The organism is Leucobacter chromiireducens subsp. chromiireducens, from assembly GCF_016758255.1.
In the GTDB taxonomy this organism is placed as follows: Bacteria; Actinomycetota; Actinomycetes; order Actinomycetales; family Microbacteriaceae; genus Leucobacter; species Leucobacter chromiireducens.
On sequence record NZ_QYAD01000001.1, the window covers coordinates 510,585 to 536,381 of the forward strand.

Annotated in this window: 24 protein-coding genes; 9 read left to right on the forward strand and 15 right to left on the reverse strand. The window is 67.1% G+C overall.

The window, feature by feature from the left end; translation table 11 throughout:
* Positions 1-80: 80 nt before the first annotated feature.
* From D3226_RS02380 to D3226_RS02405, 6 genes are read right to left on the reverse strand one after another with little or no spacing between them, the layout of a single operon-like run.
* Positions 81-1,178 (reverse strand): P1 family peptidase, encoded by a 1,098-nt coding sequence (locus tag D3226_RS02380; RefSeq protein ID WP_202380813.1) that lies wholly within the window; start codon positions 1,176-1,178, stop codon positions 81-83.
* Positions 1,175-1,951, reverse strand: coding sequence for an ABC transporter ATP-binding protein (locus D3226_RS02385; protein ID WP_202380814.1), 777 nt, complete (start codon positions 1,949-1,951; stop codon positions 1,175-1,177). The genes D3226_RS02380 and D3226_RS02385 overlap by 4 nt, the downstream gene beginning before the upstream one ends.
* Positions 1,948-2,832 (reverse strand): ABC transporter ATP-binding protein, encoded by an 885-nt coding sequence (locus D3226_RS02390; RefSeq protein ID WP_202380815.1) that lies wholly within the window; start codon positions 2,830-2,832, stop codon positions 1,948-1,950. The genes D3226_RS02385 and D3226_RS02390 overlap by 4 nt, the downstream gene beginning before the upstream one ends.
* The gene (locus D3226_RS02395; RefSeq protein ID WP_202380816.1) at positions 2,829-3,704 is read right to left on the reverse strand and encodes an ABC transporter permease; all 876 of its coding nucleotides are present in this window, start codon (positions 3,702-3,704) and stop codon (positions 2,829-2,831) included. Before D3226_RS02395 ends, D3226_RS02390 begins: the two co-directional genes overlap by 4 nt.
* Positions 3,701-4,672, reverse strand: coding sequence for an ABC transporter permease subunit (locus D3226_RS02400; protein ID WP_202380817.1), 972 nt, complete (start codon positions 4,670-4,672; stop codon positions 3,701-3,703). The genes D3226_RS02395 and D3226_RS02400 overlap by 4 nt, the downstream gene beginning before the upstream one ends.
* A 6-nt stretch (positions 4,673-4,678) precedes the next feature.
* Positions 4,679-6,331: an ABC transporter substrate-binding protein gene (locus D3226_RS02405; protein WP_337248874.1), complete on the reverse strand. Its 1,653-nt coding sequence runs from the start codon at positions 6,329-6,331 to the stop codon at positions 4,679-4,681.
* Between the two features lie 213 nt (positions 6,332-6,544).
* Here D3226_RS02405 and D3226_RS02410 point away from each other — a divergent pair, with 213 nt between their 5' ends.
* On the forward strand, positions 6,545-7,585 hold the full coding sequence (locus D3226_RS02410; RefSeq protein WP_202380819.1) for a LacI family DNA-binding transcriptional regulator: 1,041 nt from the start codon (positions 6,545-6,547) through the stop codon (positions 7,583-7,585).
* A 29-nt stretch (positions 7,586-7,614) separates the two neighbouring features.
* Here the strand turns inward: D3226_RS02410 and D3226_RS02415 are convergent, their stop codons facing one another.
* Positions 7,615-8,106 (reverse strand): Rv3235 family protein, encoded by a 492-nt coding sequence (locus D3226_RS02415; RefSeq protein ID WP_202380820.1) that lies wholly within the window; start codon positions 8,104-8,106, stop codon positions 7,615-7,617.
* 205 nt (positions 8,107-8,311) lie between these two features.
* Here D3226_RS02415 and D3226_RS02420 point away from each other — a divergent pair, with 205 nt between their 5' ends.
* On the forward strand, positions 8,312-9,823 hold the full coding sequence (locus tag D3226_RS02420) for a histidine kinase N-terminal domain-containing protein (protein WP_202380821.1): 1,512 nt from the start codon (positions 8,312-8,314) through the stop codon (positions 9,821-9,823).
* Between the two features lie 68 nt (positions 9,824-9,891).
* On the opposite strand, the gene D3226_RS02425 is transcribed toward D3226_RS02420, so the two are convergent.
* Together D3226_RS02425 and D3226_RS02430 are read right to left on the reverse strand one after the other, a co-directional pair.
* On the reverse strand, positions 9,892-10,242 hold the full coding sequence (locus D3226_RS02425) for a hypothetical protein (protein WP_202380822.1): 351 nt from the start codon (positions 10,240-10,242) through the stop codon (positions 9,892-9,894).
* Positions 10,239-12,029 (reverse strand): PspC domain-containing protein, encoded by a 1,791-nt coding sequence (locus tag D3226_RS02430; protein ID WP_202380823.1) that lies wholly within the window; start codon positions 12,027-12,029, stop codon positions 10,239-10,241. Before D3226_RS02430 ends, D3226_RS02425 begins: the two co-directional genes overlap by 4 nt.
* A gap of 113 nt (positions 12,030-12,142) precedes the next feature.
* Here D3226_RS02430 and D3226_RS02435 point away from each other — a divergent pair, with 113 nt between their 5' ends.
* A complete protein-coding gene (locus D3226_RS02435) occupies positions 12,143-13,579 on the forward strand; it encodes an ATP-binding protein (RefSeq protein ID WP_202380824.1) in 1,437 nt (478 codons plus the stop codon).
* The gene (locus tag D3226_RS02440; RefSeq protein WP_202380825.1) at positions 13,576-14,262 is read left to right on the forward strand and encodes a response regulator; all 687 of its coding nucleotides are present in this window, start codon (positions 13,576-13,578) and stop codon (positions 14,260-14,262) included. The genes D3226_RS02435 and D3226_RS02440 overlap by 4 nt, the downstream gene beginning before the upstream one ends.
* A 55-nt stretch (positions 14,263-14,317) precedes the next feature.
* Here the strand turns inward: D3226_RS02440 and D3226_RS02445 are convergent, their stop codons facing one another.
* Positions 14,318-15,919, reverse strand: coding sequence for a dolichyl-phosphate-mannose--protein mannosyltransferase (locus D3226_RS02445; protein ID WP_237462195.1), 1,602 nt, complete (start codon positions 15,917-15,919; stop codon positions 14,318-14,320).
* Positions 15,920-15,983: 64 nt separating this feature from the next.
* Here D3226_RS02445 and D3226_RS02450 point away from each other — a divergent pair, with 64 nt between their 5' ends.
* The 4 genes from D3226_RS02450 (at position 15,984) to infB (ending at position 22,183) form a co-directional block, all read left to right on the forward strand.
* On the forward strand, positions 15,984-17,750 hold the full coding sequence (locus D3226_RS02450; protein WP_202380826.1) for a proline--tRNA ligase: 1,767 nt from the start codon (positions 15,984-15,986) through the stop codon (positions 17,748-17,750).
* Between the two features lie 158 nt (positions 17,751-17,908).
* Positions 17,909-18,904 carry a transcription termination factor NusA gene (nusA, locus tag D3226_RS02455; protein WP_202380827.1) on the forward strand — a complete coding sequence of 332 codons (996 nt, stop codon included), beginning with the start codon at positions 17,909-17,911 and terminating at the stop codon, positions 18,902-18,904.
* A 190-nt stretch (positions 18,905-19,094) separates the two neighbouring features.
* Positions 19,095-19,352 carry a YlxR family protein gene (locus D3226_RS02460; RefSeq protein WP_202381498.1) on the forward strand — a complete coding sequence of 86 codons (258 nt, stop codon included), beginning with the start codon at positions 19,095-19,097 and terminating at the stop codon, positions 19,350-19,352.
* A gap of 74 nt (positions 19,353-19,426) precedes the next feature.
* Positions 19,427-22,183: a translation initiation factor IF-2 gene (gene infB / locus D3226_RS02465; RefSeq protein WP_202380828.1), complete on the forward strand. Its 2,757-nt coding sequence runs from the start codon at positions 19,427-19,429 to the stop codon at positions 22,181-22,183.
* A 112-nt stretch (positions 22,184-22,295) separates the two neighbouring features.
* On the opposite strand, the gene D3226_RS02470 is transcribed toward infB, so the two are convergent.
* From D3226_RS02470 to D3226_RS02480, 3 genes are read right to left on the reverse strand one after another with little or no spacing between them, the layout of a single operon-like run.
* Positions 22,296-22,703 carry a VOC family protein gene (locus D3226_RS02470; protein ID WP_202381499.1) on the reverse strand — a complete coding sequence of 136 codons (408 nt, stop codon included), beginning with the start codon at positions 22,701-22,703 and terminating at the stop codon, positions 22,296-22,298.
* A 10-nt stretch (positions 22,704-22,713) separates the two neighbouring features.
* On the reverse strand, positions 22,714-23,157 hold the full coding sequence (locus D3226_RS02475; RefSeq protein ID WP_202380829.1) for a helix-turn-helix transcriptional regulator: 444 nt from the start codon (positions 23,155-23,157) through the stop codon (positions 22,714-22,716).
* Between the two features lie 11 nt (positions 23,158-23,168).
* The gene (locus D3226_RS02480) at positions 23,169-23,867 is read right to left on the reverse strand and encodes a DUF805 domain-containing protein (RefSeq protein WP_202380830.1); all 699 of its coding nucleotides are present in this window, start codon (positions 23,865-23,867) and stop codon (positions 23,169-23,171) included.
* A gap of 96 nt (positions 23,868-23,963) precedes the next feature.
* Between D3226_RS02480 and rbfA the strand changes: the two genes are divergently transcribed.
* Positions 23,964-24,398 (forward strand): 30S ribosome-binding factor RbfA, encoded by a 435-nt coding sequence (gene rbfA, locus D3226_RS02485; protein WP_202380831.1) that lies wholly within the window; start codon positions 23,964-23,966, stop codon positions 24,396-24,398.
* 31 nt (positions 24,399-24,429) lie between these two features.
* On the opposite strand, the gene D3226_RS02490 is transcribed toward rbfA, so the two are convergent.
* Both D3226_RS02490 and D3226_RS02495 read right to left on the reverse strand, forming a co-directional pair.
* Complete coding sequence (locus D3226_RS02490) at positions 24,430-25,335, reverse strand: A/G-specific adenine glycosylase (RefSeq protein WP_202380832.1); 906 nt, start codon at positions 25,333-25,335, stop codon at positions 24,430-24,432.
* A 17-nt stretch (positions 25,336-25,352) separates the two neighbouring features.
* The gene (locus D3226_RS02495; RefSeq protein ID WP_202380833.1) at positions 25,353-25,796 is read right to left on the reverse strand and encodes a DUF2871 domain-containing protein; all 444 of its coding nucleotides are present in this window, start codon (positions 25,794-25,796) and stop codon (positions 25,353-25,355) included.
* Between the last annotated feature and the right edge of the window lies 1 nt (position 25,797).

Consider the following 25,797-nt stretch of genomic DNA (forward strand, 5'->3'; position numbering starts at 1 on the left):
GAAACCCGGGGGGCGATGATTCCCGCCCCCGGGCGGCATGCCGCGGAGCTACTGAGTCCGCGACTGGAGGAGATTCGCGGCTAGTGTGCTGCCTCGAGGAGCGCGTCCCACATCACCTCGGAGGCGAGGGCGCCGAGCGCAGTGCTCGTGACCGAGAGCCGGCCAGCTTCACTCGCCTTGCTCACGGGAAGCTCGATCTCATCAGTGGTGAGAGCGAATAGCGTGTCACCGTCCATGTCCGTGTGGAACGGCTGGATTCCGCGGTGCATGGAACTGTGGACCTGTTTGGCGAACTGGTTGAGCTCAGTCTCGTTGAGCTTCACATTCGTGACAATCGCGCTGATGGTCGTGTTGCCTGACTGCGTCTCAGGCGCAATTCCAGCGGCGAATGCGCGCTCGTAGTCGTAGAAAGAATGGCTTCGAGTGCCTGTAGCCGAGTCGTAGTTTCCGCGGATCACGGAGCCGTCACGGTCGACAATGACGCCGACAGGGTTGGGCACGACGACCGCAAGAATCTTCACCTCACCGATCTGGCGGAACGCGGCGCCCTGGCCGGTCAACTCTGTGCGCGCGTAATCGACTTTGCCCGCCGATGCCGTCATGCCTGCGCCCGCGCGACCCTGCTGGAAGCGGCCCTCTTCAGCCGCAGCGAGTGCTGCGACCCCGAGCGCTGCGTCGGGATAGACAGAGTTCGAACGGGCGGAGAAGTCGTAGATGATCGCGGAGGACACAAGCTGCAGTTCGAGGAATCCGGTGTTGTTGCCGTGTTCCCGCAGCAGCGCGTTGTTCACACCAGATCCGGCCTCGAGCCCGTGAATCGACCCTCCTGCGAGGCAGATTGCATGGTTGAAGTCGTAGCCGCCGGAGAGGCCAACTGCCCCGCCGCGCGCGTCGACTGCCGTGCGCGCACCTTTCGGCACGTGAATCACTGTTGCACCAGTCGGGCCTTCTTCGTAGTGAGCGGAGCCGATGCGCACACCAGGGAAGTCAAACTCGAGCGTCGCCCGCCCCACGCTCGTGACGGGGGTGATGCCAGGGAAATCGAGGTTTGACGGACCAGCATCCGGATGTTCCCCGGCCAGACGCGGCGCCGGGTCCGCGACGGGACCTTGGCCCGCGGCAACGATCGAGGCTCGCGCTACTGACGACGCGGTGTGTGTGGTGTTCTCGGTGGTCATAGTGTCTCCAAGAGTCGTTGTGAATACGGATGTTGAGGTGAAGTGAAGAAATGCTCGGTTTCGCCGGTCTCGACGATTTCTCCGCGATAGAGCACAGCGATTCGGTGTGCGACGCGGCGCACAGCACTCAGATCGTGCGAAATGAAGAGTGCCCCGAACTGGTGTTGTTCCTGCAGCTCGCGGATGAGCGCGAGGATCTGCAATTGGACTGACACATCGAGGGCGCTCACTGCCTCGTCGAAGACGATGAACCGTGGTTCGGTAATGAGCGCGCGCGCGACGGACACGCGTTGCCGCTGTCCGCCGGAGAGCTCATGCGGATAGCGGTCCGCCATATCGGCGCTGAGCCCGACTCGCTCGAGAATGGCTTCAACTCTCGCCTGCTGTTGAGAGCGGCTGGTTCGTTCTGGCGCGACAGTCAGCGGCTCACGAACTGATTCGCCAACCCTGCGTCGCGGGTTGAGCGACCATTGTGGGTGTTGCAGTACGGCTTGAATGCTGCCACGAAGCGCGCGCTTTGTAGCGCGGTCGAAGGGGCGGCCGAGCAGGCGGGCAGTGCCGGTGTCGGGTGTACGGAGGCCGAGCGCCACAGCGCCGGTGGTCGACTTCCCGGAGCCAGACTCGCCCACTATTCCGAGTGTCTCCCCGGGAGCGATCGTGAAGCTGACATCACGCATCGCGGTCATGACGCGTCTTCGTTTGCCGAGCCCGCTCGTGAATGTCACGCTTGCTCGTTCGAGTTCGAGTACCGGGTGCGGGAGGTTGCCGGTCATACGATTTCCGTTCCGCCCGCGGCTGCGGACTTCTTCAGTGCTTGCACGGATGCGCCGTCCATCGCAGCGGCTTCAGGGAGCGCAGCAAGAAGGGAACGCGTGTACTCATGCTCTGGATGTGTGAATACACGCGTTGTAGCTCCGTCTTCGACGATCCGTCCCTGGTGCATGACGACCACACGGTCGCACCAGCGGCGCACAGCGCTGAGATCGTGACTCACCCAGATCAGGCTCGCGCCGGACGCCTCGGTGAGCCGAACGATGAGGTCGAGGATCTCTTCGCGAACTTGAGCGTCGAGCGAGCCTGTGGGCTCGTCCGCGATGATGATCCGAGGTTCGCGGGCCATCGCCATCGCGATAGACACACGTTGCGCCATGCCTCCCGACATCTCGTGAGGAAAGAGCCCGAGAGCGCGCTCCGGGTCTGCAATCTTCACTTCGGTGAGGAGTGACACCAGGCTCGCGCGGTCGGTAGGTTTTCCGAGCGGGGAGAGCGCGAGTGCAAGCTGCCGTCCAATTCGAGCGGTGGGGTTGAGCGCTGCGATCGGGTCCTGTGGCACAAAACCGAGGGCATCTCGCCGCAGCTCGCGAACCTCGCGGGGGCTGAGGCTGTCCAGTTCTCGCCCGAGCACGGTGATGCTTCCTCCGACGATGCGGCAGGCGCGGGGGAGGAGGCGTCCGAGCGCCTGTGAGAGCGTGGACTTCCCGGAGCCCGATTCGCCGACTATTGCGAGACGTTCACCAGCGCTGATCTCAAGCGACACTCGGTCTAGTGCTCGGACGACACCGCGTCGGGTCCGGTATTCGGCGCTGAACGCTTCGACCGAGATGACCGAGGTCGGGGCGCCGAGGGGCGCCGCCGGAATGAAGTTCGTGGTCATGTGAGGCTCCGAGTCTCTCGAGGGTCGAGTCGATCGCGCAGCGTGTCGCCGATCAGGTTGATCGCGAGGATTGCGAGAACGAGTACCAGAGCAGGCCCGAACAGCAGCCACGGGGCATGCACCATGTACACGCCCCCTTCCTGGATCAGGAGGCCGAGGGACGACTGGGGCAACTGCACGCCGTATCCCAGGAAGCTCAGTCCGCCCTCGACCAGGATCCCGACCGAGAGTGCGTACGTGCCCTGCACCGCGACGGTGCCGCTGACATTTGGCAAGATGTGCCTCACGAGGATCACCGGCAGTGAGACTCCGCTGATCCGGGCGGTGGTGACAAAGTCTCGTTCGGCTACCGACATCGCGGCCGATGTCACCATGCGGGTCATGAGCGGCACGGTGACCAGCACGATGCTGGCGAGGGCAGCGGATTGACCCGGGCCCACGACGGCGGCAACGAGAATGGCGAGCACGATTGAGGGGAACGAGTAGAGAACGTCGACAACGCGCATGACAAGCTCGCGCAGCCAGCCACCGACGGTGCCGGCCAGAAGACCGAGCGCGACGCTGATCACTGAGGTGCACAGAACAGCGAATGCCGACAGCACGAGTGTGGTGCCAACGCCCTCAAGTAGACGCGCGAGCAGTGAGCGCCCGAGCCCGTCGGTGCCGAGCGGAAACTGGAACGAGGGCGCGCTCAAGCGTGGCCCCACGATCGCTGTGGGGTCTCCCGCGATCGGAATGATTCGGGCGATGATGGCGACGAGAACGATGACTCCGAGCGTTGCGACAGCAGCGACGAAGAGCCCGTCTCGCGGCGGCGCTGCGCTCGGAGCGGAGCCTCGCCTGAACAGGGTAGTTAGCGTGGTGCTGGTCATTTCCTTCGCCCTCCCACGATGGCGACGCGCGGGTCAATGGCACTCGTGACGAGGTCGAGGACCAGACTCACGATGATGAACACGGAGGCAGCGAAGAGCACCGCAGCCTGCACGACCGCGAAGTCACGTCGGTCCAGGCCGGTCACCATAAAGGACCCGAGCCCGGGAATATTGAACAGGGTCTCCACGATGACGGCCCCGCCGAGCAAGTACGCCGTGATGGTTCCAAGCAGCGTGAGGATCGGTATCCCGGCGTTGCGGATCACATGGTGGCGCACGATGTACCAGGGCGTCTCACCACGAGCGACGGCCGCGCCAATGTACGGCTCGACGAGCACGTTCATCACAGCGTCACGCGTGGTGCGTGCAGTCGCGGCGACACAGAACACTGTGAGGACGAGCGCGGGCAAGAGGAGCGCGGTGAACGTTGCCCCAAAGCTCTCGCCCACCCGGGCGAATCCTCCGACCTGAAGGCCCAGGCTGAATCGCGAGAAGAGATAAACAACGATGCTGCCGAGCACGAACTCCGGGACACTGATCCCGAGGCTTGAGACGATGCGGGCGGCTGCTCCGCCACGTCGAGCAGAAGCGCGCACACCGGTGTAAATCCCAAGCGGGATACCCACCACGAGCGTGGCGACGATGGCCATACTTGCGAGCATCGCGGTCACCGGGATGCGCTGTGCGAGCTCCGCGGAGACGGGGGTCTGCGTGACGAGCGAGATGCCCAAGTCGCCTCGGAGCAGCTGCGTGATCCACGCGAAGTACTGGATGATGACGGGCTGGTCGAGTCCGTAGGCAGCGGCGAGCCGTGCGCGTTCCGCTTCCGTCGCGAGGGGGCCGAGGATGATGTCTTCGAAGCCGCCAGGCATGAGCCGGACGGCCACGAAGATGATCACCGAGACCCCGAAGAGCGTGAGCAGAGCGCTGAGGACGCGCCCCGCCGACCACTTAAGGGTGCCGAGCACGGGAGCCTACTTTCCTACCCGAGTGAACGCGCCGATGTGGCGGAGGAAGTTGCCCGTACCCTCTGTCGACTGAATGGTCGGGCTGATCGTTTCCGTGTTGTACCCGAGCAGAGCAGGCCGGTGCACGAGTGGCAAAATCTCGGCGTACTGATCTGCGACCGCGCACAGCTCGGTGAAGGTCTTTTCACGCGCGCTTGGGTCGGTCTCCGAGGAGCCCTGCTCGATCAGCTTGTTGAGGTCATCGTGTGAGCCGGTGAAGCCAACATTGAAGCCGGCGACTTCGGGGTTCCACCAGCGAGTAATCATCGACGGATCGCTGTAGCCAGCGAACCAGCTGAGCGCCAGATCGAAGTTGCCTGGCTGAGAAGTAAAAACGCGCTCGGTAAAGGTTGCGGTGTCGTACTGCTCGATCTTCACGGTGACCCCGATGGTGGCCAGCTGCTGCTGGATGAGCTGGGACATCTGAGCGAAAATCGGCTCCTCCGTGTAGACGAGCAGATTGAGGGTGATGGGTCCCTCACCACTGTCTTCGATGAGCTTCTTCGCCGCTTCAACGGTCGTGGTAGTCGATGGCAGATCCGCGACCGAGCACGCGCCAGGCAGGTTCGACGGTGTGACTCCGGTTGGCGCGCTCTCGCCCGCCAGCACAATGTCCGCGATTGCCTGGCGGTCGATCGCCGAGTTGATCGCGAAGCGCACGTCCTCGTTGGCGAGTGGGGAGTCCGGGCGCTGGGAATTGATGTTGAGGTAGTAGTAGTCGCTCTGCAGCTGGTTGACCACCTTCGCGGTCTTGCTATCTGACAGCAGTGTCAGGGAGTCGACGTTGTTGAAATTGACGAAGTCTGCGCTGCCCTCTCGCAGCGCAGCCTGGCGGGTGGACTCCTGGCCAACAATCTGCAGTGTGAGATCCGTGATGTGCAACGACTTCGCGTTTCGCCACTCGGGGTTCGCGGTGAACTTCCAAGCTTCGTCTTGGCGATGGGACGCGACTGCGTATGGGCCCGTGCCGAGCATCTCGGTCTTCAAATCGACCGAACCAGCTTCGATTTCCTTCATTGGGAGCACAGCAGCTGGGGTGTTTGCGAGTGAGGCGAGGAACGGTGCGTATGGGCGGTCGAGTTTCACGGTCACCGTTGTGTCATCGGTCGCGGTTACCGAGGTGATCGGGCCCACCTGGCCGGACCAGACACCTCCGCCTGCAACGAGACGGTTGAGGCTTCCGGCCACGTCCTGGGTGGTGACCGTGCGACCGTTCGAGAACTTGGCATTCGTATCGATCGTGAACACGTAGCTCGTGTCATCCGGCTGCGACCACTCAGTGGCGAGGCCCGGCTGTACCGTGAAGTTCTCGTCCGTGGTGACGAGCGTCTCGTAGACCAGACCCATGATCATCCACGAGCGTGCGGTCTGAGCGGTCTGTGGGTCGAGGCCGTCGGCTTCTTGCGTGTCGTAGTCAACCTGCACCGTCGCTGCGCCGGTTGCGTCATTCTCTGCGGCGACCGCGAGGAAGCCCGGGGCGACTTCTTCCTGAGTGCCGACGAGGGCGCTGTCGCCGCCTGCGGCGCCCGGGGTCGCAGCGCAAGAGGCAAGCACGCCGCCGAGCGCGAGAATGAGGGCCGCGCTCGCGAACTTTCGCGTGTGGGGATGTGTGCGTTTCACCGTTGTCTCCTTTGGCATGGTGTGTGGCGCTGTAGTGCCGATCTCCGGGGCAAGGCCACTCTTGAGTGACCCCGGAAGTACCCGGCGATCGGAACGCTACACGCGTAAAACGTTTTATGTGCGGTGTGATCAAACCGTGACAAAACGATTTGTGAGCGGCTACGCTGATCGTCACGACGAACGAGTGGCTACCAATGGCGGGAGCGTAGAACGATGCCGACCAAGCGAGGAATCACCATCCGCGACGTGGCACGAAGGGCTGGGGTGTCGATCACCGCGGTCTCGCATGCGCTCAACGGGAAGGGTACGATATCCGATCTGACCAGGGAAAAAGTGCAGCGGATCGCGGACGATATGGGCTATCAGGCGGATGCTCTCGCGAGGGGGTTGCGGCGCTCACGCATGGGCGTGATCGGACTGGTGCTCCGTCCGCTCGATAGCTTGGGGAGCTACGCTCCCAACGGCGTGGACTATTTTCTGAGGTTCGCGGGGGCTTCCGCCGCTCGCGCGTTGGATCTGGGGCTCGGTCTCATGCAGGTGGGTGATCTCACGAAGCGGCCGATCACTCCGCTCGCGTTCTCGCTCGACGGCTACATCGTGATGGACCCGATGGCCGATGACCCCGTGGTCCGGCTCCTCACCGGGAGAGAGATGCCCTACGTCACACTCAACCGCGATGTGTTCCGCCCGGAGGTGACGAACTGGGTTGCGTCTGATGACACGCGATCATCGTGGGAGTCGTTCGAACATCTCGCATCCCGTGGTGCGCGTTCAATCAGCATGGTGGCGGGAACGGACCAGAACTCGTGGAATCACGACTACGAAGAGGCATACCGTGCATGGTGCGCCGCCCGTGGTGTCGAGTCGCGGGTGTACCGCGTGCCGGAGGCCGACGCCGAAGCGGGAGGTCGACGAGCCGCCCTCATGTTGCTCGCTGACGGGTTCCCGGATGCGGTGCACTGCATGACGGGTCGACATGCTGCCGGCCTGCAGTCGGAACTTGCTCAACGGGGGCTACGCACTCCTCGTGACTACTTGCTGCTTGCTGCCTCTGACGCAGAGCAGACTCGGCGAGCGGACCCGCCCATTACGGCCTTTGATCTTGAACCCGAAGCGCTTGCCGTCGCTACAGTCGAGAAACTTGACGCGTTAATCCGGGGTGAGGACACTGGCGCAGGGACTTTGGTTGCGTCCCGCTTGATCGTGCGTGAATCGACCGCGGGCTCAAGCGCTGAGTCGGAAGAACGGGCCTGACGCGGGATCCACTGCTCTTTCGAGTTGCGCTACAGCACGGTGAGATGCGTGGCGCGCCACTGGCGAGCTCGCAGCTCGAACCGCAGAGCAACCGCGTACGCGCGGCCCGGGGTATGCAGCACGACCACCGCGTCAACCACCCCCTCCCGCGGGGAAGTCATGTGCGGCCGGCCCGGGGACGCGACGATTCTGCGCGCGTCCCGGTGCAGCGTGCGCTGCTCTGTGCGGAGCGCGCGACGGACGCGGAGTTGCCGCGCCACTTCGAGCGTCACCGAGCTCGCGACTTGCGCAATCGCACGGCTGCCCTCAAGCACCTCGAACGCGCTGAGCGCGATGCGCTGCACTGCCGATGCGGGGAGCCGGGGCGCAACTGGTTGACTGGCATCGTCTGGCACGAGTTCTAGCCGCGGCTTCGCCGTGCGATTCGCGGAGTTGCGCGGCGTCGAGTGCGTTGGGGACGCCGCAGTCGTGATCGAAGGGTCGGGGGCGTTGCACTGTGCGGCGCCGGTGGTGGGCATCATCGGGGTCCTTTCGCGCCTCCCGTGGTGTGGTGCCCTGTGCGGTGTTCCCCCGGCGTCGCCCGTGTGGCCGGGAGTGCGGTTGTGTCGTGACCCCACCATAGGAAGGCCCGACTATGGAGAGTCAACTGGCGTTTAGGCACAGGACTTTTCCGCCGCCCGATCGCGTCCTCCAGTGGGAGCTGTCCAGGTGCTCTACTCTGGTCAGGTGGCCACTCTCCGGAACCTTGCGACGAAGTACTCCTCCATCAGCGAAGAGGAGATCGAGTGGCTTGAGCTGCTCACTCTCGACCTGCAGCTGCTCGCCGATCTCGCGCTCAGCGACGTGGTGCTGTGGGTGCCGACGGAGGACGGCGACTACCTTGCAGTAGCGCACTCGCGCCCCGCGGGGTCGGTGACGCTGTTCTACCGCGATGTCATCGGTGACTTCCTGCGCCCGGACTGGCGCGGCCTCGTCGACCAGACGATCGAGACCGGGGAGCGCGCAGCTTCCACCTCGCCCGCGTGGTACGAGGAGAACCCCATGCGGCTCACGGCGTATTCGGTGAGCCGCCGAGACGAACAGGGCAACGTCCACGGCCCCTTCGCCGTGATGACCGTGCACACGAGCGTGGCCGACACGCAGCCCGCATCGCGGATTGGCGCGGCCTACCGCGAGGTGGCTGGCGACCTGCTCGACATGATCCAAGAGGGCCTGTTCCCCGCGCCCGGCAACACCCGCGGCGGGGAGCAGGGGTCTCCTCGCGCTTCGGATGGGCTCGTGCGTATCAACCTCGATGGCGAGGCGACCTTTGCGAGCCCGAACACGCAGACCACGTTCACGACCCTCGGGTACCGCGACGAGATCGAGGGTGAGAACTTCGCCGAGGTGCTCGCCGAGATCGTGAAGGGGCAGTTCGACACGAACGAGTCGCTGCCACTCATCGCGCAGGGCAAGATCGCGAAGCGTGTGGAGATCGACGCGCGTGGGCGCACGGTGACGCTTCGCTCGATCCCCGTGGTGCGCGAGGGGAAGCGCGTGGGCGGGATCGTGCTGACACGCGATGTGACCGAGCTGCGCCAGCAGGCGCAGGAGCTCATCACGAAGGACGCGACGATCCGCGAGATCCACCACCGCGTGAAGAATAACCTGCAGACGGTGGCGTCACTGCTGCGCGTGCAGGCGCGACGTGCGCGCAGCGAAGAGGCGAAGGAAGTGCTGGGCCAGGCAATGCGCCGAGTCGCCGCAATCGCCGTTGTGCACGACACCCTGTCGACTGGCCTGTCCCAGATCGTGGACTTCGACCAGGTGTTCGACCGGGTGGTGGGGCTCGCCGCCGAGGTGGCCAGCCTGCATGGCACGACCGTCCATCCCCACAAGGAGGGCGAGTTCGGCGAACTGCCCTCGGAGTACGCGACCCCGCTCGCGCTCGCGCTGACCGAGATCGTCACGAACGCTGTGGAGCACGGCCTGGCTGGTCGCGAGGGATCGGTGTTCGTGCGCGCGGATCGCACCGAAGAACGGCTCTCGGTCGAGGTCGTCGACACCGGCACCGGCCTCCCCGGCGGCACGGTCGGTGACGGCCTCGGCACGCAGATCGTGCGCACGCTCGTGGAGGGTGAGCTCGGCGGCAGCATCGTCTGGGCCCCAGACGAGGGCGGCGGAACGAAGGTGTCGATCGAGGTGCCGCTGCACTGGATCTCGACGCAGACTCGCGAGATTCCCCGCATTCGCGGATAGATCGGGATCGAAACAGCTGTGGGGAGTGACGACACGTCGTCACTCCCCACAGCTGTTTCCCGTCTTGTCTACCGTCGGCGGTTGCGGATCAGCACGGCCGCGCCGACTCCGAGGAGCAGCACTCCGAGCCCGATGGTGATCGCGGCGACCCAGGTTGCGAGATCGAGCTCACCGGTGCCAAGCATGCGCTGGGCAATGTATCCGCAGAACGCGAGAATGAGCGCACCCCACACGATGGGACTGGTGCGGGGTGCCGGGCGCCGGGGTGCGGGGCGGGCCGGCGCCGACTGGGCCGGCGGCGCTGACTGCACCGGCGGTGCAGTCTGTGTGGGTGGCACCGGCTGCGGTGCGGTCGCCTCGGGCACGTACATCGGGGGCTGCTGTGGCAGCTCCGCGGGAGTCTGCTCGCGCTCGTTCATCGGGTGACCTCCGTCTTCAACTCGTCGAGCTGGTCCTGCAGCTCATTGCGGGTGGTTTCAAGCTGAGCGGTGTCGCGGGCGCTGAGCCCGGGCTCCGAGAGCTTCCACTCCACGCGCTCGAGCTCCGTGGTGAGGCGGCTCTGCTCCTGGGCGCTGAGCCGCTCTCGCTCTTCGGCACTGAGTCGCTTCTGCTCTTCGATACTGAGTCGCTTCTGCTCATCGGTGTCCAGCCGCGCCTGCTCCTTGTCTGTCGCTCGATCCCGCCCGTTCGCCGTCACGCCGCTCACCTCAACGCGGCCAGCGAGCAGATACACGGTGACGTGCGAGGCTTCTGCGGCGGCCTGCTCGTACCCTGCCGTACCCAGGGTCGGCATATTGGCGGTGATGGTGCGGGCGAGCAATGGCCCACCTGCGCCGCGGGGCTCGTCGCCCTCTTCAAGGATTGCCCCGGCGAGGACACGGACCTGCACAACCGCGGGTGCGTAGTCGGGCATCTCGATCTCGACGTTGCCGGCGAGCTGCCAGACCTCAAGATCTTCACCGGTGGGGGTGCTGTCGTCGAGGACAGTCAGATCGACCTCGCTCGTGCCCGCGAGAAGCACCGTTCCCGGCGCGGACGTACCGGCCACGTGCATCGTGCCGAACGGCTGGAACCTGGTGCCCCAGGGCAGCACCACGGTGACGAGCAGGGCGATCACACCGCAGCTCGCGAGGAACCCGACCCAGCCGGTCTGGCGGCCCCGAATGCCGGCGACGATGAGAGACACTGCGAGCACTGCGACCGCTACGGTGAGGCCGCCGATGAAGGCGGTCGTCGGCGACACGGCGAGGTTCAGTAGCGCCCACGCGGCAGATCCGCCGCCCGCCAGCAGCGCCAGCGCGAGGGTGATCACGGACTGCGCGGTGCCCATGCGGTGCGTGTCATGGTGCTCGGCGTAGCGGGCGCTCCACTCGTCAGCCTGCCGGCCGACCTCGTCGCTCCAGCGGGTGGCCTGCTCGGTTGCTCGCTTGCCCCAATCGCTCGCTTGATCAGACGCGCGCTTGCTCCAGTCGCTCGCCTGCTCAGACGCGCGCTGCGCGTACTCTTCCGTGCGGTCGGCGAACGCGCGGGTATGCGCGGTGAAGTCCGTGGCGGAGTCCGTGGGGGAATCCGGAGTGCCGTTCGTATCGGCCGTCGGCTGACTGGTGGGAGTGCCAGCCCGACCCCCGGCACCGCGCTCTGCTGAGGCGGCTCGGCCGCGCTTCAGCATCACGGCGCGCAGCCAGAGGACGCCGCCCACAATGATGGCGATCCAGAAGACCCAGGCAATGGTGCCGCGGAGCCACTCAGGGATGCCCATCGCGTTCCATACGCCCCAGCCCCACACGCTGAAGGGGGTCGAAACCGGGGAGAAGATCGAGAAGAACGCCGGAATCACAACCAGGGTGGCGATGACGATCGCCGCAGTTACGATCCCGGCGGTCGCTCGCCCCCGGAAAATGTCCTCCACATGGATGCGCCCGGTGAAGTCGGGAAGGAGCAACCAACCGAGGAGGTAGAGCAGAATGCCCGGGCCGCCGAGAACCGCGAGCACGACAAAGATGCCTCGCACGATCAGCGGGTCGATGCCGGCCTTCGCCGCGACGCCGCCCGCGACGCCGGCGAACCAACGCTCGTTGCCGCGCACGATGCCGAGTCCACGAATCCACGCGAAGAAGCCGCTGCCAAACGGGCGTCCCGCGGGCTGCCCGGCCGGGTGCCCTGAGGGCTGGCCGCCGGGGTGATCGGATGAGGGGGTGTCGTTCATGGTTCTAGTCTGAGCGAATGCTGAGCGCGCGGCTATGGGGGTTCCCCCTGATCGAACCCTGAAGAACCCCAACCCGACCCCGCGGCTGCCCGGGTTGCTGCTTGGATAGGTGCATGACACGACCGCCCCTCGTCCGCGCGACCGACGACCGCTTCCTCGCTGGAGTCTGCGGTGGGCTTGCCGCGCATCTGGGAGTGCCGGTCGTGGCCGTGCGGGTGGCAATGGTGGTGCTCGCGCTCATGGGCAGCGCGGGAGCACTGCTCTACGCGTGGCTGTGGGCGACCGTGCCAAAGGCGGGCGAGACCGACGGGGTCGTGCCGTTGCGCCGCGCACTCACGAAGCCGAACTCCGCCGCGCTCGCCGCCGAACAGGCAGAGCCCGCCCTCCCAGCGGACTCGGTGGTCGATGCCGCGGCTCCCTGGGTCTCTGATCCTGGTCCTGCTCCTGCACGGGGGTATGGCCCTTCGTCGGGCACAGCTTCTCCTGGCACTGCTTCTCCTGGCACTGCTTCGCCTGGCACTGCTTCGCCTGAACCTGCCGCGCCTGCCGCGGGCGAGCGGGGGACGCGCTGGCCGATCGCGGAGCTGCTGTTGGGCGGCTGCCTCCTCGTCGTTGGCGTCGGCTTCGTGCTCGTGCGCCTCGGCGTACGCGTGAACCTCGAGGTGCTTCTGCCCGCCATGGCAGTGCTCGTGGGAGTCGGACTGACCTGGTGGCAGATCGCGGATCGGGACCGGCCCGACCGCAACCAAGTGCCGCGGGTGCTGGGCGCCGTTGCGCTTGTCGCCGCGGGCGTCCTCATGTTCTTCATCACGGCGCGCGAGCCAAACGCCTGGACGGTCATTACCGCGGCGTTCGCGGTGCTCGCTGGGGTCGCGCTCGCGATCGCACCGTGGTTGCTGCGCGTCAACCGGGAGCTCATGGCCGAGCGTGCGGCGCGCGCCCGGGAGGCCGAGCGCGCCGACATCGCGGCGCACCTCCACGACTCGGTGCTGCAGACACTCGCGCTCATTCAGCAGCGTTCCACCCCGGGCAGCGAGGTCGCGCGGATCGCCCGTGGACAGGAGCGCGAACTACGTGAGTGGCTGTTCCGCACCGCGGACGGCGCGGCTCCCCGCGAACGCGAGGCGGCGGCCGAAGAGCTTCGTGCGCATGCGGCCGGGCTCGAGGAACACCACGCCGTGCGCTTTGAGGTGGTCGAGGTGGGCGCGGCGGGCGTTGCGCCCGAGGCCATCGTTGCGGCGGCGCGCGAGGCGATGCTGAACGCGGCGCGGCACGCGGGCGGCGATGTCACCGTGTATCTCGAGTCGAACGGCGAACGCGTGTCGATCGACGTGACCGATCGCGGGCCGGGACTCGACCCGAGCGAGCTACCCGCTGATCGGATGGGCGTGCGCGAGTCAATCCTCGGCCGCATGGAGCGCGCCGGCGGCACCGCACGCATCGTTCCCGGCCCGGGCGGCGGCACGTCCGTGCGACTCTCCATGCTGCGTGCCGCGAGCGAGGACAATGGAGCTGTGCCCGACACGAGAACCCCGGAGGAAGAACGATGAGCGCACCTGAGACGGCGCAGCTGCCCGCCCCGATCCGCGTGGTGATCGTCGACGACCACCAGATCTTCCGCACGGGGCTGCGCGCCGAGCTGGGCGCCGAGCTCGAAGTGGTGGCGGAGGCCGCGACTGTCGATGAGGCGGTCGCCGTGATCGCGGACACTGCGCCCGATGTCGTGCTCCTCGACGTTCACCTGCCCGGTGGCGCGGGCGGGGGCGGGGCCGAGGTGCTGCGCCGCATTGCGGGGCTCCCCGGCGCGGCTGAGGTGCGGGTGCTCGCGCTCAGCGTTTCAGACGCTGCCGACGACGTGGTGAGCGTGATCCGCGGGGGCGCGCGTGGGTACCTCACGAAGACCGCATCGGGCGCGGAGGTGACGGCGGCGGTTGTGCGCGTGCATGGCGGAGACGCGGTGTTCTCGCCACGGCTGGCGGGCTTCGTGCTCGACGCGTTCGGTGCGGGCGGTGGGGAGATCGCCGCCGCAGACGATGAGCTGGACCGGCTCACCGCACGCGAGCAGGAAGTGATGCGCATGATTGCGCGCGGCTACGCCTACAAGGAGGTCGCGGCCGAGCTCTTCCTCTCCGTGAAGACCGTCGAGACGCATGTGTCGAAGGTGCTGCGCAAGTTGCAGCTCTCGAACCGGCACGAGCTCACCGCGTGGGCGCTCGCCCGGCGGCTGCTCTGAGCTCGGTCTCAATTCAGCGGGAGCTCGTTCCAGCCGGGTCTTACTTCAGCCGGGTCTAGTTCCAGCCGGGCAGCCACAGGTGCGCGCGCCAGAACCACTCGGCGATCGGCTGCCCGGACCACAGCGGGAAGAAGAACAGGGCGACCGCGAGCGCGAGGGCGAGGAAGACCGCGGTGGCGAGGCGTCGCCCAAGGAGCTCCTCGGGGCTGAGCACTCGGAGCTCCAACGTCGTGTGGAAACTCCGTTCAGGAAGGAATCCTGGTGCGGCGCTGAAGCTCGGGCCGAGCCGGCACACCGCTCCGATGCACAGCGCGAGCGCGAGTGCCGCAAACGGCGTGAGCACCACCGCGTAGAACTGGAACACCGCGGATCGACTCACGGTCGCGACCCAGGGGAGCCACCCGGAGAGGTAGCCGACGAGCACGAAACCAGCGGCCGTGGTGATGGGAAGGAGCGGTGCCAGGTTCTGCGTAGGGCGCGGCGCGGGCTCTGAACCGCACGCGGATCCCGCGTGCAGCGGTGCGGGTCGCCGGCCCACCCAGAGTGAGCGCACCGCCCACCAGCCGAGTACCCCGAGCGCCACCACGCCACCCCATGTGACGAGCGCGTTCGGGAGCGGAGACACCGCTGCAACGCACTCGGTGAACGGGCAGCCGCTCGTCCAGTGTTGCTCGTACATGCCGGTGGGGCGAAGCGCCAGCGGCCACGTGAGTGGGTTCGCCTGGTACGGGTGCGGGGCGCTGAGCGTGCTGTGCCAGCCGAGCATCTCGCGGTGGTAGCGCAGCAACGACACGGGCCAGGGGACCCCCGGCTCGCGTGCGTGACCGCCGGCCGTCGCGATCCAGCCGACCCAGCTCGCGAGGTAAGTGAGTGCCGCAGTGGGGAGCGCGACGAGGGCGGTTGCCCCGGCCTGCCAGGTCGCACGCCAGACCGCGCGGGGCTCGCGCGCGCGGAGCCGTGCGAGCAGATCCCGCACCGTGATGAACACGAGGAAGAACGCGAGCGGGTACAGCCCCGACCACTTCACCGCGGCCGCTGCGCCAAAGGCCACCGCCGCTGCGATGAGCCAAGGACGGCGCCACCAGATCGGGATCCGGGCTGTGCCACCCCCCTCGCCGAGTGGCCCGCGCTCTGCCCGGGCGAGCTGATCCCGCCAGACGAAGAGCGCGCCGAGCGCAACGAAGAACGCGAGGAAGCCGTCGAGGAGGCCCACGCGGCTGAGCACCACGTGCACGCCGTCGATCGCGAGGAGGAAGCCCGCGAGGCACGCGAGGATGAGACTGCGCGACATCAGCCAGGCGAGGCGCATCACCACGCCGACGGTGCCGACCCCCGCGAGTGCCGCTGCGCTGCGCCACCCCCAGCCGCTTTCGGGGCCGAACACGAGGATCCCGATCCCGATCAACCACTTGCCGAGTGGTGGGTGCACCGCGTTCGACGCCTCGGCAGTGAACGCCGTGGCCCGATCCCCAGCCATTGAGGGATCATCGTCCGGCCACACCGTGGGGAACCCGTGTGCAAGCTGGCTGATCGCGTCGCGCACGTAGTACAGCTCGTCAAACACGAGCGTGCCCGGGCGCCCGAGCGCCCAAAAACGGAGCAGCGCGGCGAGGACGAGCACCGCTATCGGACCCAGCCACCTCACCCACTCGCGCATGCGCCCAGCCTAGGCGCTCGCCGCAGCGGGTGAGCGCGCGCGTCGAGAGGGCTACGATGGTGGGGTGATCACACGGCTCAGCAATTACTTCCTGAAGACTCTCCGCGAGGACCCCGCGGACGCCGAGGTCGCCAGCCACAAGCTGCTGGTGCGGGCGGGCTACATCCGGCGGCAGTCGCCGGGCGTCTTTGGGTGGCTGCCACTCGGCCTGCGCGTGAAGGGCAAGCTCGAGCAGATCATCCGCGAGGAGATGGCGGCGGCCGGCGCGCACGAGGTGCACTTCCCCGCGTTGCTGCCCCGCGATCCCTACGAGGCAACCGGCCGTTGGGACGAGTACGGCGAGACGATGTTCCGCCTGCAGGATCGGCACGGCGCCGATCACCTCCTCGCCCCCACGCACGAGGAAGCCTTCACGCTCATGGTGAAGGACATCGTGTCCTCCTACAAGGACCTGCCGCTGCAGCTCTTCCAGATCCAGGATAAGTACCGCGACGAGGCGCGGCCCCGCGCCGGTCTGCTCCGTGGCCGCGAGTTCACCATGAAGGACGCATACTCCTTCGACGTGACCGACGAGGGGCTTGCCGCGAGCTACCAGAAGCAGCGCGATGCCTACGAGCGCATCTTCACGCGCCTCGGCCTCGAGTACGTCATCGTCTCCGCCGACGCGGGCGCCATGGGCGGCTCGCGCAGCGAGGAGTTCCTGCTGCCCACGCCGATCGGTGAGGACACCTTCGTCCGCTCGGCCGGCGGCTACGCGGCCAATGTTGAGGCGTACGAGACCCCGGTGCCCGAGGCGATCGACTTCACGAACGCACCGGCCGCCGCTGTGTTCGACTCCCCGAACACCCCCACGATCGAGACGCTCGTTGCGCACGCCAATGCAGTCATTCCGCGGGCCGACGGTCGCCCGTGGGAGGCCGCGGACACGCTCAAGAACGTGGTGCTCGCAATCACGCCGATCGGTGGCGAGCGGGAGCTCGTGGTCGTCGGAATGCCGGGGGACCGTGATGCCGACATGAAGCGTGCCGAGGTCGTCTTCGGGGGCGCCGATGTTGAGCCGGCCACGGCGGCAGACTTCGAAAAGCACCCGGGCCTCGTGCGTGGCTACATCGGGCCCGTGCTCGGCGGCCAGGCCGTGCTCGGCACCGAGGGCAGCACCGGCGTGCGCTACCTGCTCGACCCCCGCGTGGTGTCGGGCACGGAGTGGATCACCGGCGCCAACGAGTCGGAGAAGCACGTGGCGCACCTTGTGATGGGGCGCGACTTCAGCGCCGACGGCGTTGCCGACATCGCGTCGGTGCGCGACGGTGATCCCGCTCCCGACGGGTCCGGCCCGATTGAGGCCGCGCGCGGCATGGAAATCGGCCACGTGTTCCAGCTCGGACGCAAGTACGCGGAGGCGCTGGGGCTCAAGGTGCTCGATGAGAACGGGAAGCTCGTCACCGTGACGATGGGCTCCTACGGCATCGGTGTGACCCGCATCATGGCGATCCTTGCCGAGCTGCACCATGACGACCGCGGGCTCATCTGGCCCGAGGCGATCGCGCCCTTCGATGTGCACCTCGTGGCCACCGGTCGCGACGCTGCCGTGTTCGAGATCGCTGAGACCCTGGCCGGCGAGCTCGAGGCCGCCGGGGCTGACGTGCTGTTCGACGATCGCCCCAAGGTGTCGCCCGGCGTGAAGTTTGGCGATGCTGAGCTGCTCGGCGTGCCGCGCGTGGTGGTCGTCGGACGTGACGCCGCTGAAGGCTTTGCCGAGGTGTGGAACCGCGCTGATGGCACCAAGGAAAAGGTTGCGATCGCCGACATCCCGGGGCTGTTCTCCGCGTAGCCCCGGAGCCCCGGCTCGTTGCACGTGCCACCTGTTGCCGACGCACCCGCGCGGGCGACAGGTGGCACTTGTCATGTGGCTGGAGTAATCTAGTCTCTTCCGCCCGGGGCTGTCCCCGGGTGACATCTGAATAGACAGTTCAATACAAGGAGGCCACGGTGAAGATCGAGCTGGTAACGCTGCGACAGATCGAACGCGAGAAGGAAATTCCGTTCGACGAGCTCGTTGAGATTATTGAGCAGGCCATCCAGTCCGCGTACATTCGTCACGCGGAAAACCAGAACATCCCAGTGCCGCGCGAGTCTGATGTGCGCGTGACGCTGGACCGCAAGAGCGGTGAGATCTCGGTGCTCGTACCCGAGCTCGACGAGGCAGGGCAGAAGATCGGTGAAGCGTACATCACCACCGACGAGTTTGGCCGCGTGGCGTCGAGTGCCGCAAAGCAGGTCATCAACCAGCGACTGCGCGACCTGAGCGACGACGCCGTGCTCGGCACCTTCAAGGACCGCGAGGGTCAGGTCGTTTCGGGCATCGTGCAGCAGGGGCCGAACCCGCGCATGGTGCACGTCGACCTCGGCGAACTCGAGGCGATCCTGCCTCCCGAGGAGCAGGTGCCCGGCGAAAAGTACCCGCACGGCATGCGCATCCGCGTGTACGTGACGAGCGTGTCGAAGGGCACGAAGGGACCGCAGGTCGTTGTGTCCCGCACCCACCCCGGGCTGGTGCGCAAGCTCTTCGAACGGGAGGTTCCGGAGCTCGCTGAGGGCCTGGTCGAGATCGTGTCGCTCGCGCGCGAGGCGGGCCACCGCTCGAAGGTTGCTGTGCGCGCGAAGCAGGCCGGCATCAATGCGAAGGGCACCTGCATCGGCGAGATGGGCAGCCGCGTGCGTGCCGTGATGAGCGAGCTCGGCGAGGAGAAGATCGACATCGTCGACTACTCGCCCGAGCTTCCGAAGTTCGTCGCCAACGCGCTGTCTCCCGCAAAGGTGACCGACGTGTTCATGCTCAACGAGTCGCTCAAGCAGGTGCGCGCGCTGGTGCCCGACTTCCAGCTGTCGCTTGCGATCGGCAAGGAAGGGCAGAACGCTCGCCTCGCAGCGAAGCTCACGGGCGCGAAGATCGACATTCAGCCCGACTCGATCATGAACGACTAGTTCACCGAGTCTGCGTACGGGCGGTGCTGGGGAGCCCCGGCATCGCCCGTTTCGCGCGGGCCCGCCCCCGCCGGGTGGATTGCCGACGAGCGGGTGCCGAACATGCATGAAGTACGTACCCTTTGGGGAGGAGTCTGCCCGCAGCGGACGGCACGCCGTCAGCGCGAGACACAGACAGGAAGCTGGTAAGATGGATGCGGTTCGGACCTGTGTGGCGTGTCGGAAACGCGCTCCACGCACGGAACTGCTTCGAGTCGTGGTGCACGAAGGTCGACTGTGCGTCGATGATCGTGCGGTGCTTCCGGGGCGGGGAGCCTGGGTTCACCCCCTGGCTCAGTGTCTGGATCAAGCTGTGAAGCGTGGGGCTTTTCCCCGCGCGCTGCGAGCATCGGGGAAGCCCGATGCCGGCCCCTTAGAGAACAGGCTGAAAACACTCATGGACAACTAATGAGCGGCTCACGATGAGACCCGTCCAGTAATTTTGGTTCTCGCCTGTCTGGCGTGAACCCAGACAGGAGAAAAGTGGCAAACCCACGCGTACACGAGATCGCTGCGGAGATCGGTGTCGATAGCAAGGTCGTTCTGGCCAAGCTGAAAGAAATGGGAGAGTTCGTCAAGGCGTCCTCCTCCAGCGTCGCGCCCCCCGTGGCGCGCAAGGTCAAGGCTGCGCTCGCAGCTGATGGCGTGAGCGGCACCCCCGCCGAGTCGGCGGCGACCCCCGCTGCCCCCAAGACCCCTGCGGCGCAGAAGCCCGGCCCCCGGCCTGGTCCGAAGCCCGCTGCCCCGAAGGTCGCTGAGCCCGAGGCTCCCGCAGCCCCGGCCGCGCCCGCTGCTGAAAAGGCCGCTGCGGCGGAGAAGCCCGCTGCGCCGAAGGCCGCTGCGGCCGACAAGCCCGGTGCCCCGAAGCCTGCGGCGGCAAAGCCCGGCGCGAAGCCCGGTGCTGCTGCGAAGCCGGGCGCGAAGCCCGGTGCCGCTGCGAAGCCCGGCGGCCCGCGCCCCGGAAACAACCCCTTCGCTTCCAGCCAGGGCATGGGCATTCCGCGCCCGCCGCGCCCCGGCAACAACCCCTTCAACTCGAACCAGGGCATGCCCCGCCCCGGTGGCGGAGCAGGTCGCCCGAACCCGGGCAACATCCCGCGTCCCTCGCCGCGTCCCGCACCTGGTGCAGCCGGTGCAGGTCGTCCCGGCGGCCCCGGTCGCCCGGGCGGCGGCGGTCGTCCCGGTGGTGGCGGTGGCTTTAACCGTCCCGGTGGTGGCGGCGGCGCTGGCGCGCCCGGAACCGGTTTCGGTGGTCCCCGTCCCGGCGGCGGTTTCGCTGGTCGCGGTCGTGGTGGCCGTGGTGCAGGCACCGCTGGCGCATTCGGTCGCGGTGGCTCCAAGAGCAAGGCACGCAAGTCGAAGCGGGCGAAGCGGGCAGAATTCGAGATGCGCGAGGCGCCGTCACTGGGCGGCGTGAGCGTACCCCGGGGCAACGGATCGACTCCGATCCGCCTGCGCCGTGGTGCATCGCTGAGCGATTTCGCGGACAAGATCGATACGAGCGCATCGAACCTCGTGACCGTGCTGTTCCACCTCGGTGAGATGGCGACGGCAACGGAGTCGCTCGACGAGGCGACGTTCCAGATCCTCGGTGAGGAGCTGGGCTACAAGATCCAGGTCGTTTCGCCTGAGGACGAGGACCGCGAGCTGCTCGAGGGCTTCGACATCGACATCGAGTCGGAGCTTGAGGAAGAGGGCGACGACGTCCTGCAGCCCCGCCCGCCCGTAGTGACGGTCATGGGCCACGTCGATCACGGTAAGACCCGACTGCTCGACGCGATCCGTAAGGCGAACGTGGGCGGCGGCGAGGCCGGCGGCATCACGCAGCACATCGGTGCGTACCAGGTGCACACCGAGCACGACGGCGTCGAGCGTGCGCTGACCTTCATCGATACCCCGGGTCACGAGGCGTTTACCGCCATGCGTGCCCGTGGTGCGCAGGTCACCGACATCGCGATCCTCGTGGTCGCGGCCGATGACGGCATCATGCCGCAGACGATTGAGGCGCTGAACCACGCACAGTCGGCGGGCGTGCCGATCGTGGTCGCGGTCAACAAGGTCGATAAGGAAGACGCGAACCCGGAGAAGGTGCGTCAGCAGCTCACCGAGTTCGGCCTCGTCTCCGAGGAGTGGGGCGGCGACGTGATGTTCCGCGACGTCTCCGCGAAGAACAACGTGGGCATCACCGAACTCCTCGACGCGGTCCTCCTGACCGCTGACGCTGGCCTCGACCTGCGCGCGAACCCGGATAAGGACGCACGTGGTGTGGCCATCGAGGCGAAGCTCGATAAGGGTCGCGGCTCGGTTGCCACCGTGCTCATCCAGTCGGGTACGCTGCGCGTTGGCGACGCAATTGTTGCGGGCACGGCCTACGGCCGCGTCCGTGCGATGCACGACGAGAACGGCGATCCGGTGCTCGAGGCACTTCCCTCGCGTCCCGTTTCGGTGCAGGGTCTCTCGAGCGTGCCGCGTGCAGGCGATAACTTCATCGTGACGCCCGAGGACCGCACGGCCCGCCAGATCGCTGAGAAGCGTGAGGCCGCTGAGCGCAACGCGATGCTCGCCAAGGCCCGCAAGCGCATCAGCCTCGAAGAGTTCACGAAGGCGCTTGAGGATGGCAAGGTTGAGTCGCTCAACCTCATCATCAAGGGTGACGTGTCGGGTGCCGTTGAGGCGCTCGAGGAGTCGCTCATGAAGATCGAGGTGGACGATTCGGTCCAGCTCCGTATCCTCCACCGCGGTGTGGGTGCGATCACCGAGTCGGACGTGGATCTCGCCACGATCGACAACGCGATCGTCATCGGCTTCAACGTGCGTCCCGACGTCAAGGCTCGCGAGCGCGCAGCGCGCGAGGGCATCGACATCCGCTTCTACAACGTCATCTACAACGCGCTCGATGACATTGAGGGTGCACTCAAGGGCATGCTCAAGCCTGAGTACGAAGAGAAGCAGTCGGGTGTTGCGGAGGTCCGCGAGGTCTTCCGTTCGTCGAAGTTCGGCAACATCGCGGGTGTCATCGTTCGCTCCGGCACGATCACGCGTAACGCGAAGGCTCGCGTCATCCGCGAGGGCGTTGTCATCGCCGATGGCCTCGCCATCGAGTCGCTGCGCCGCTTCAAGGACGACGTCACCGAGGTGAAGGTGGACTTCGAGGCTGGTATCGGCCTCGGCAAGTACAACGACATCCAGGTCGGCGACGAGATCGAGACCACCGAGATGGTTGAGAAGCCCCGCGACTAACCGCAGGGTGTAACGGAGAAAGGCCCGGGCAGCGAGTGTGCTGCCCGGGCCTTTCTCCGTTGTCGGCGGCCGGGTGAGGCCGCCCTGCACCGCCGCGCAGGAAATACGTTTGTCAGAGCTGCTGCACACGCACCGTGTTGCCCGCAGGGTCCCGGAATGCGAAGTCGCGTGTGCCCCAGTCCTGGTCCATGGGCTCTTGCAGGATCTCGGTCCCGGCGGCCTCGACTCGCGCGAAGAGCGGCTCGAGCTCGTCGGTGGCGAACACAATCGAGGCGTACGAGCCCTTCGCGATGAGCTCGGCGATCACGCGTCGCTCATCATCGGTGAGCCCGGGGTCCACCGCCGGCGGTCCGAGCACTATGGAGGTCTCCGGCTGGTTCTCCGGGCCCACGGTGAGCCACCGCATGTCGCCGTAGCCGACATCATTGCGCAGCTCGAAGCCGAGCACATCGCGGTAGAACGTGAGCGACGACTCAGCGTCAGTGTGGGGCAGGAAGGTGACGTGAATGTTGATCTTCATGCCGGTCACGCTACTCCTCGCCGGTCGCCGGAACTTCTCGATTCCTGACGGGTTTTGTGGCGCGCATCGTGACGATTCCCGGCAGACCGGTGAGCGGGCCGCCCTCGCGCCGATACCGCCCGGGGGAGACCCCGACAAGCTCCGTGAACCGTGTAGTGAACGTACCAAGCGAGCCGTAGCCAACGGCAAAGCACACCTCGGTGACTGAGAGATCCCCGCGCCGGAGAAGCGTCATCGCCCGCTCGATTCGGCGCGTCATGAGGTAGCTATACGGCGACTCCCCGTACGCTGCGGTGAACTCGCGGCTGAGGTGGCCGGCCGACATCCCCACGCCACGGCCCAGCTCAGCGACGTTCAGGGGCTCCGCGTAGTCGCGATCGATGCGGTCGCGCACCTGCCGCAGGAGGCGCAGCGCCTGCAAGCGCCGCTCTTCCGCGGCAGAGTGGGGAGGCATGCGTGCGTCGGTTAGCGGCCCGCGGCGGGGCCGGCCGGGCTGGCGAAGGAGCCCTGCGGTGCTGCGTCGAAGCGCCGACCCTCGGGGCGAGAACGCATGAGCATCAGCACGAGCAGCACCAGATCACCCGCGGGGGCAAACGTCAGGAACCAGAGCGGGCCCGGGAAGTTCGCGTCGTGGAGGCGCCGCCACATGCTCGCAATGGAGGGGAGCGCGAGGCCCAGCGTGACGAGGATCCCGAGCGTGATCCAAGCGCCGGCGGCCGGCTGTCCCGCGGAATCGGGGAGGCTCAGTACGCCCGCGGTGCCAAGCACCCACCCGAGCATCAGCATCGCGAGGAAGAGCCGGGCGAACCAATACTCGCTGAGGGACGCGCGCCCCTCGAAGCGGACGTAGCCGCGGAAGAACCGGGCGATCGCCTGCCCGAGTGTCGCGCCGTAGAGCGGGCGGCTCAGATCGCGCGGATCAGCTGCGCCATCGAAGGGTTCGCCCGTGCCCGGCGCGGGAGCCCAGTTCGCTGCGCCGGGTTGCGCTGCGTACTGGGGCTCGGCGTACTGGGGTGCGTACTGGGGTGCGTACTGGGGCGCGGCGTACTGCGGGGGCGCGTACTGCGGAGCCGCATATTGAGGCGGCGCGTACTGCGGGGCCGAGTGCTGTGGCGCCGCAGGCTCATCCTGATCCGGGTGGGGGTCTGAAGCGGTGTCGTTCACAGTGCAACTTCCGTTGGGGAGGGGCGGTGGCCTCCACGCTACCGCGCGGGCGCGAGCCTGGGGACCTCCCGGGGCACTCACGGCTAGTATTGGGGTATGACGAATCCACGTGCGGGGAAGGTAGCGGAGCGGATCCAGCAGATCATCGCTCGTCGCCTGGAGAAGGGGCTGCGCGATCCGCGGCTCGGTTTTGTGACCATCACGGACGTCCGCGTAACGGGCGATCTGCAGCAGGCGAGCGTGTTCTACACGGTCTACGGCGACGAGCAGGAGCAGGCTGACACCGCCGCAGCGCTGAAGGCCGCGACCGGCATGCTGCGCAGCGAGGTCGGGAAGCAGCTGGGCACGAGGCTGACGCCCACGCTCGAGTTCATTCACGATGAGCTGCCCGAGAGCGCGCAGCACTTGAGCGACTTGCTCGCTGAGGCGAAGCGTCGTGACGATGAGTCGGCCGCACTTGCGGCGAACGCCACCTTCGCGGGTGAGGCCGATCCGTACACGAAGCCTCGCGACGAGGACGACGATCAGTAGTACCGCGCAGTAGTACCGGGCCGCGGCTCGGTTAGGGGAGGCGGAGCGCGGGGACGACTGCGCCCGTCTCGCCGTCGTTGATCGCAGTTTCCTCCTGCACGAGACCGTCGGCAAGAAGTGTGGTGACCGCGCGCTCGGCTTGCTCGGGATCGTCGCTCGCCGCGTGCAGCGCGGCGGCGCGGGACACCGCTCCCGCGGATTTCCGAAGGAGCGCGAGGACGCGGCCGCGCGCCTGGCGATCGCTGCCTTCGAAGCGTGCCTGCTTGGGCCGCTTCGTTGGAGCATTGTCCGGGTAGCCAGCGCCCCGCCACTCGCAGAGTGCGGCGATCGGGCACTCGTCGCAGCGCGGTGCTCGGGCGGTGCAGACGATGGCACCGAGCTCCATCGCTGCCGCGTTGAACGTCGCTGCCGCGGCTGGCTCCGCGGGTAGGAGCGCTGCCATGTCCTCGAGGTCGCGCGCCGCGGGCATCCCCGCCGCGGCCCGTCCGTGCACGGCACGGGCGATGACTCTGCGGGTGTTCGTATCGACGACCGGGTGGTGCTCGCCGAAGGCGAAGACCGAGACCGCGCGAGCGGTGTACGGCCCGATCCCGGTGAGCGCGAGGAGCTGATCGACGTCCGCCGGTACGGCATCTCCGTGCTGCTCGGCGATCTCAACGGCGGCGCGGTGGAGCCACAGTGCCCGGCGGGGGTAGCCAAGCCGATCCCACGCGCGCACTGCTTCGCCGGGTTCTGCGGCCGCGAGGGCGGACGGTGTGGGCCACCGCTCCAGCCAGTCCGTCCAGCGGGGGAGCACTCGATCGACCTGCGTCTGCTGCAGCATGAACTCGGAGACGAGGATGGACCACGGGGTCGCGGCCGGCTCGCGCCACGGCAGCTCGCGTGCGTTCCGCGCGTACCAGGCGTTCACGGCCGGCGCGATCCCCGTGGTGTCCATTCGCACCAGTCTACGGTTTATGCCGTGGCGGGAACCTCAGTGCGGCGCACGGCGGCGCGGAGCGCGACGAAGAGGGCGATGATGCCACCCGTGATGGCGATGTGGCCGAGCCCCGCGATGCCAGAGATGGCCGCGGACACGGGCTCATCGAGCACCGTCATCGTGCCGTGCACGATGAGCATCGCCGAGGTGATGATGACACCGGCGTGGTAGAGGCCGAGGAACCAGCCAAATGCGCGCTTCGACGAGGAGAAGGTGAAGACCCGCTCGAGCCCGAGGAGGATGAGGAACGGGAAGAAGCCCAGCGCCAAGAGGTGCGTGTGCGCGACCCCGAGCTGCGTGAACGCGCCCTCCGGGAAATCGTTGAGCTTGGTGAACTCGCGAAAGAACACGCCGGCGGCGACGCCGAGCCCGGCGTAGACGAACGCGGAGACGAGGAGATGCTGCAGAGGTTTCTTCATA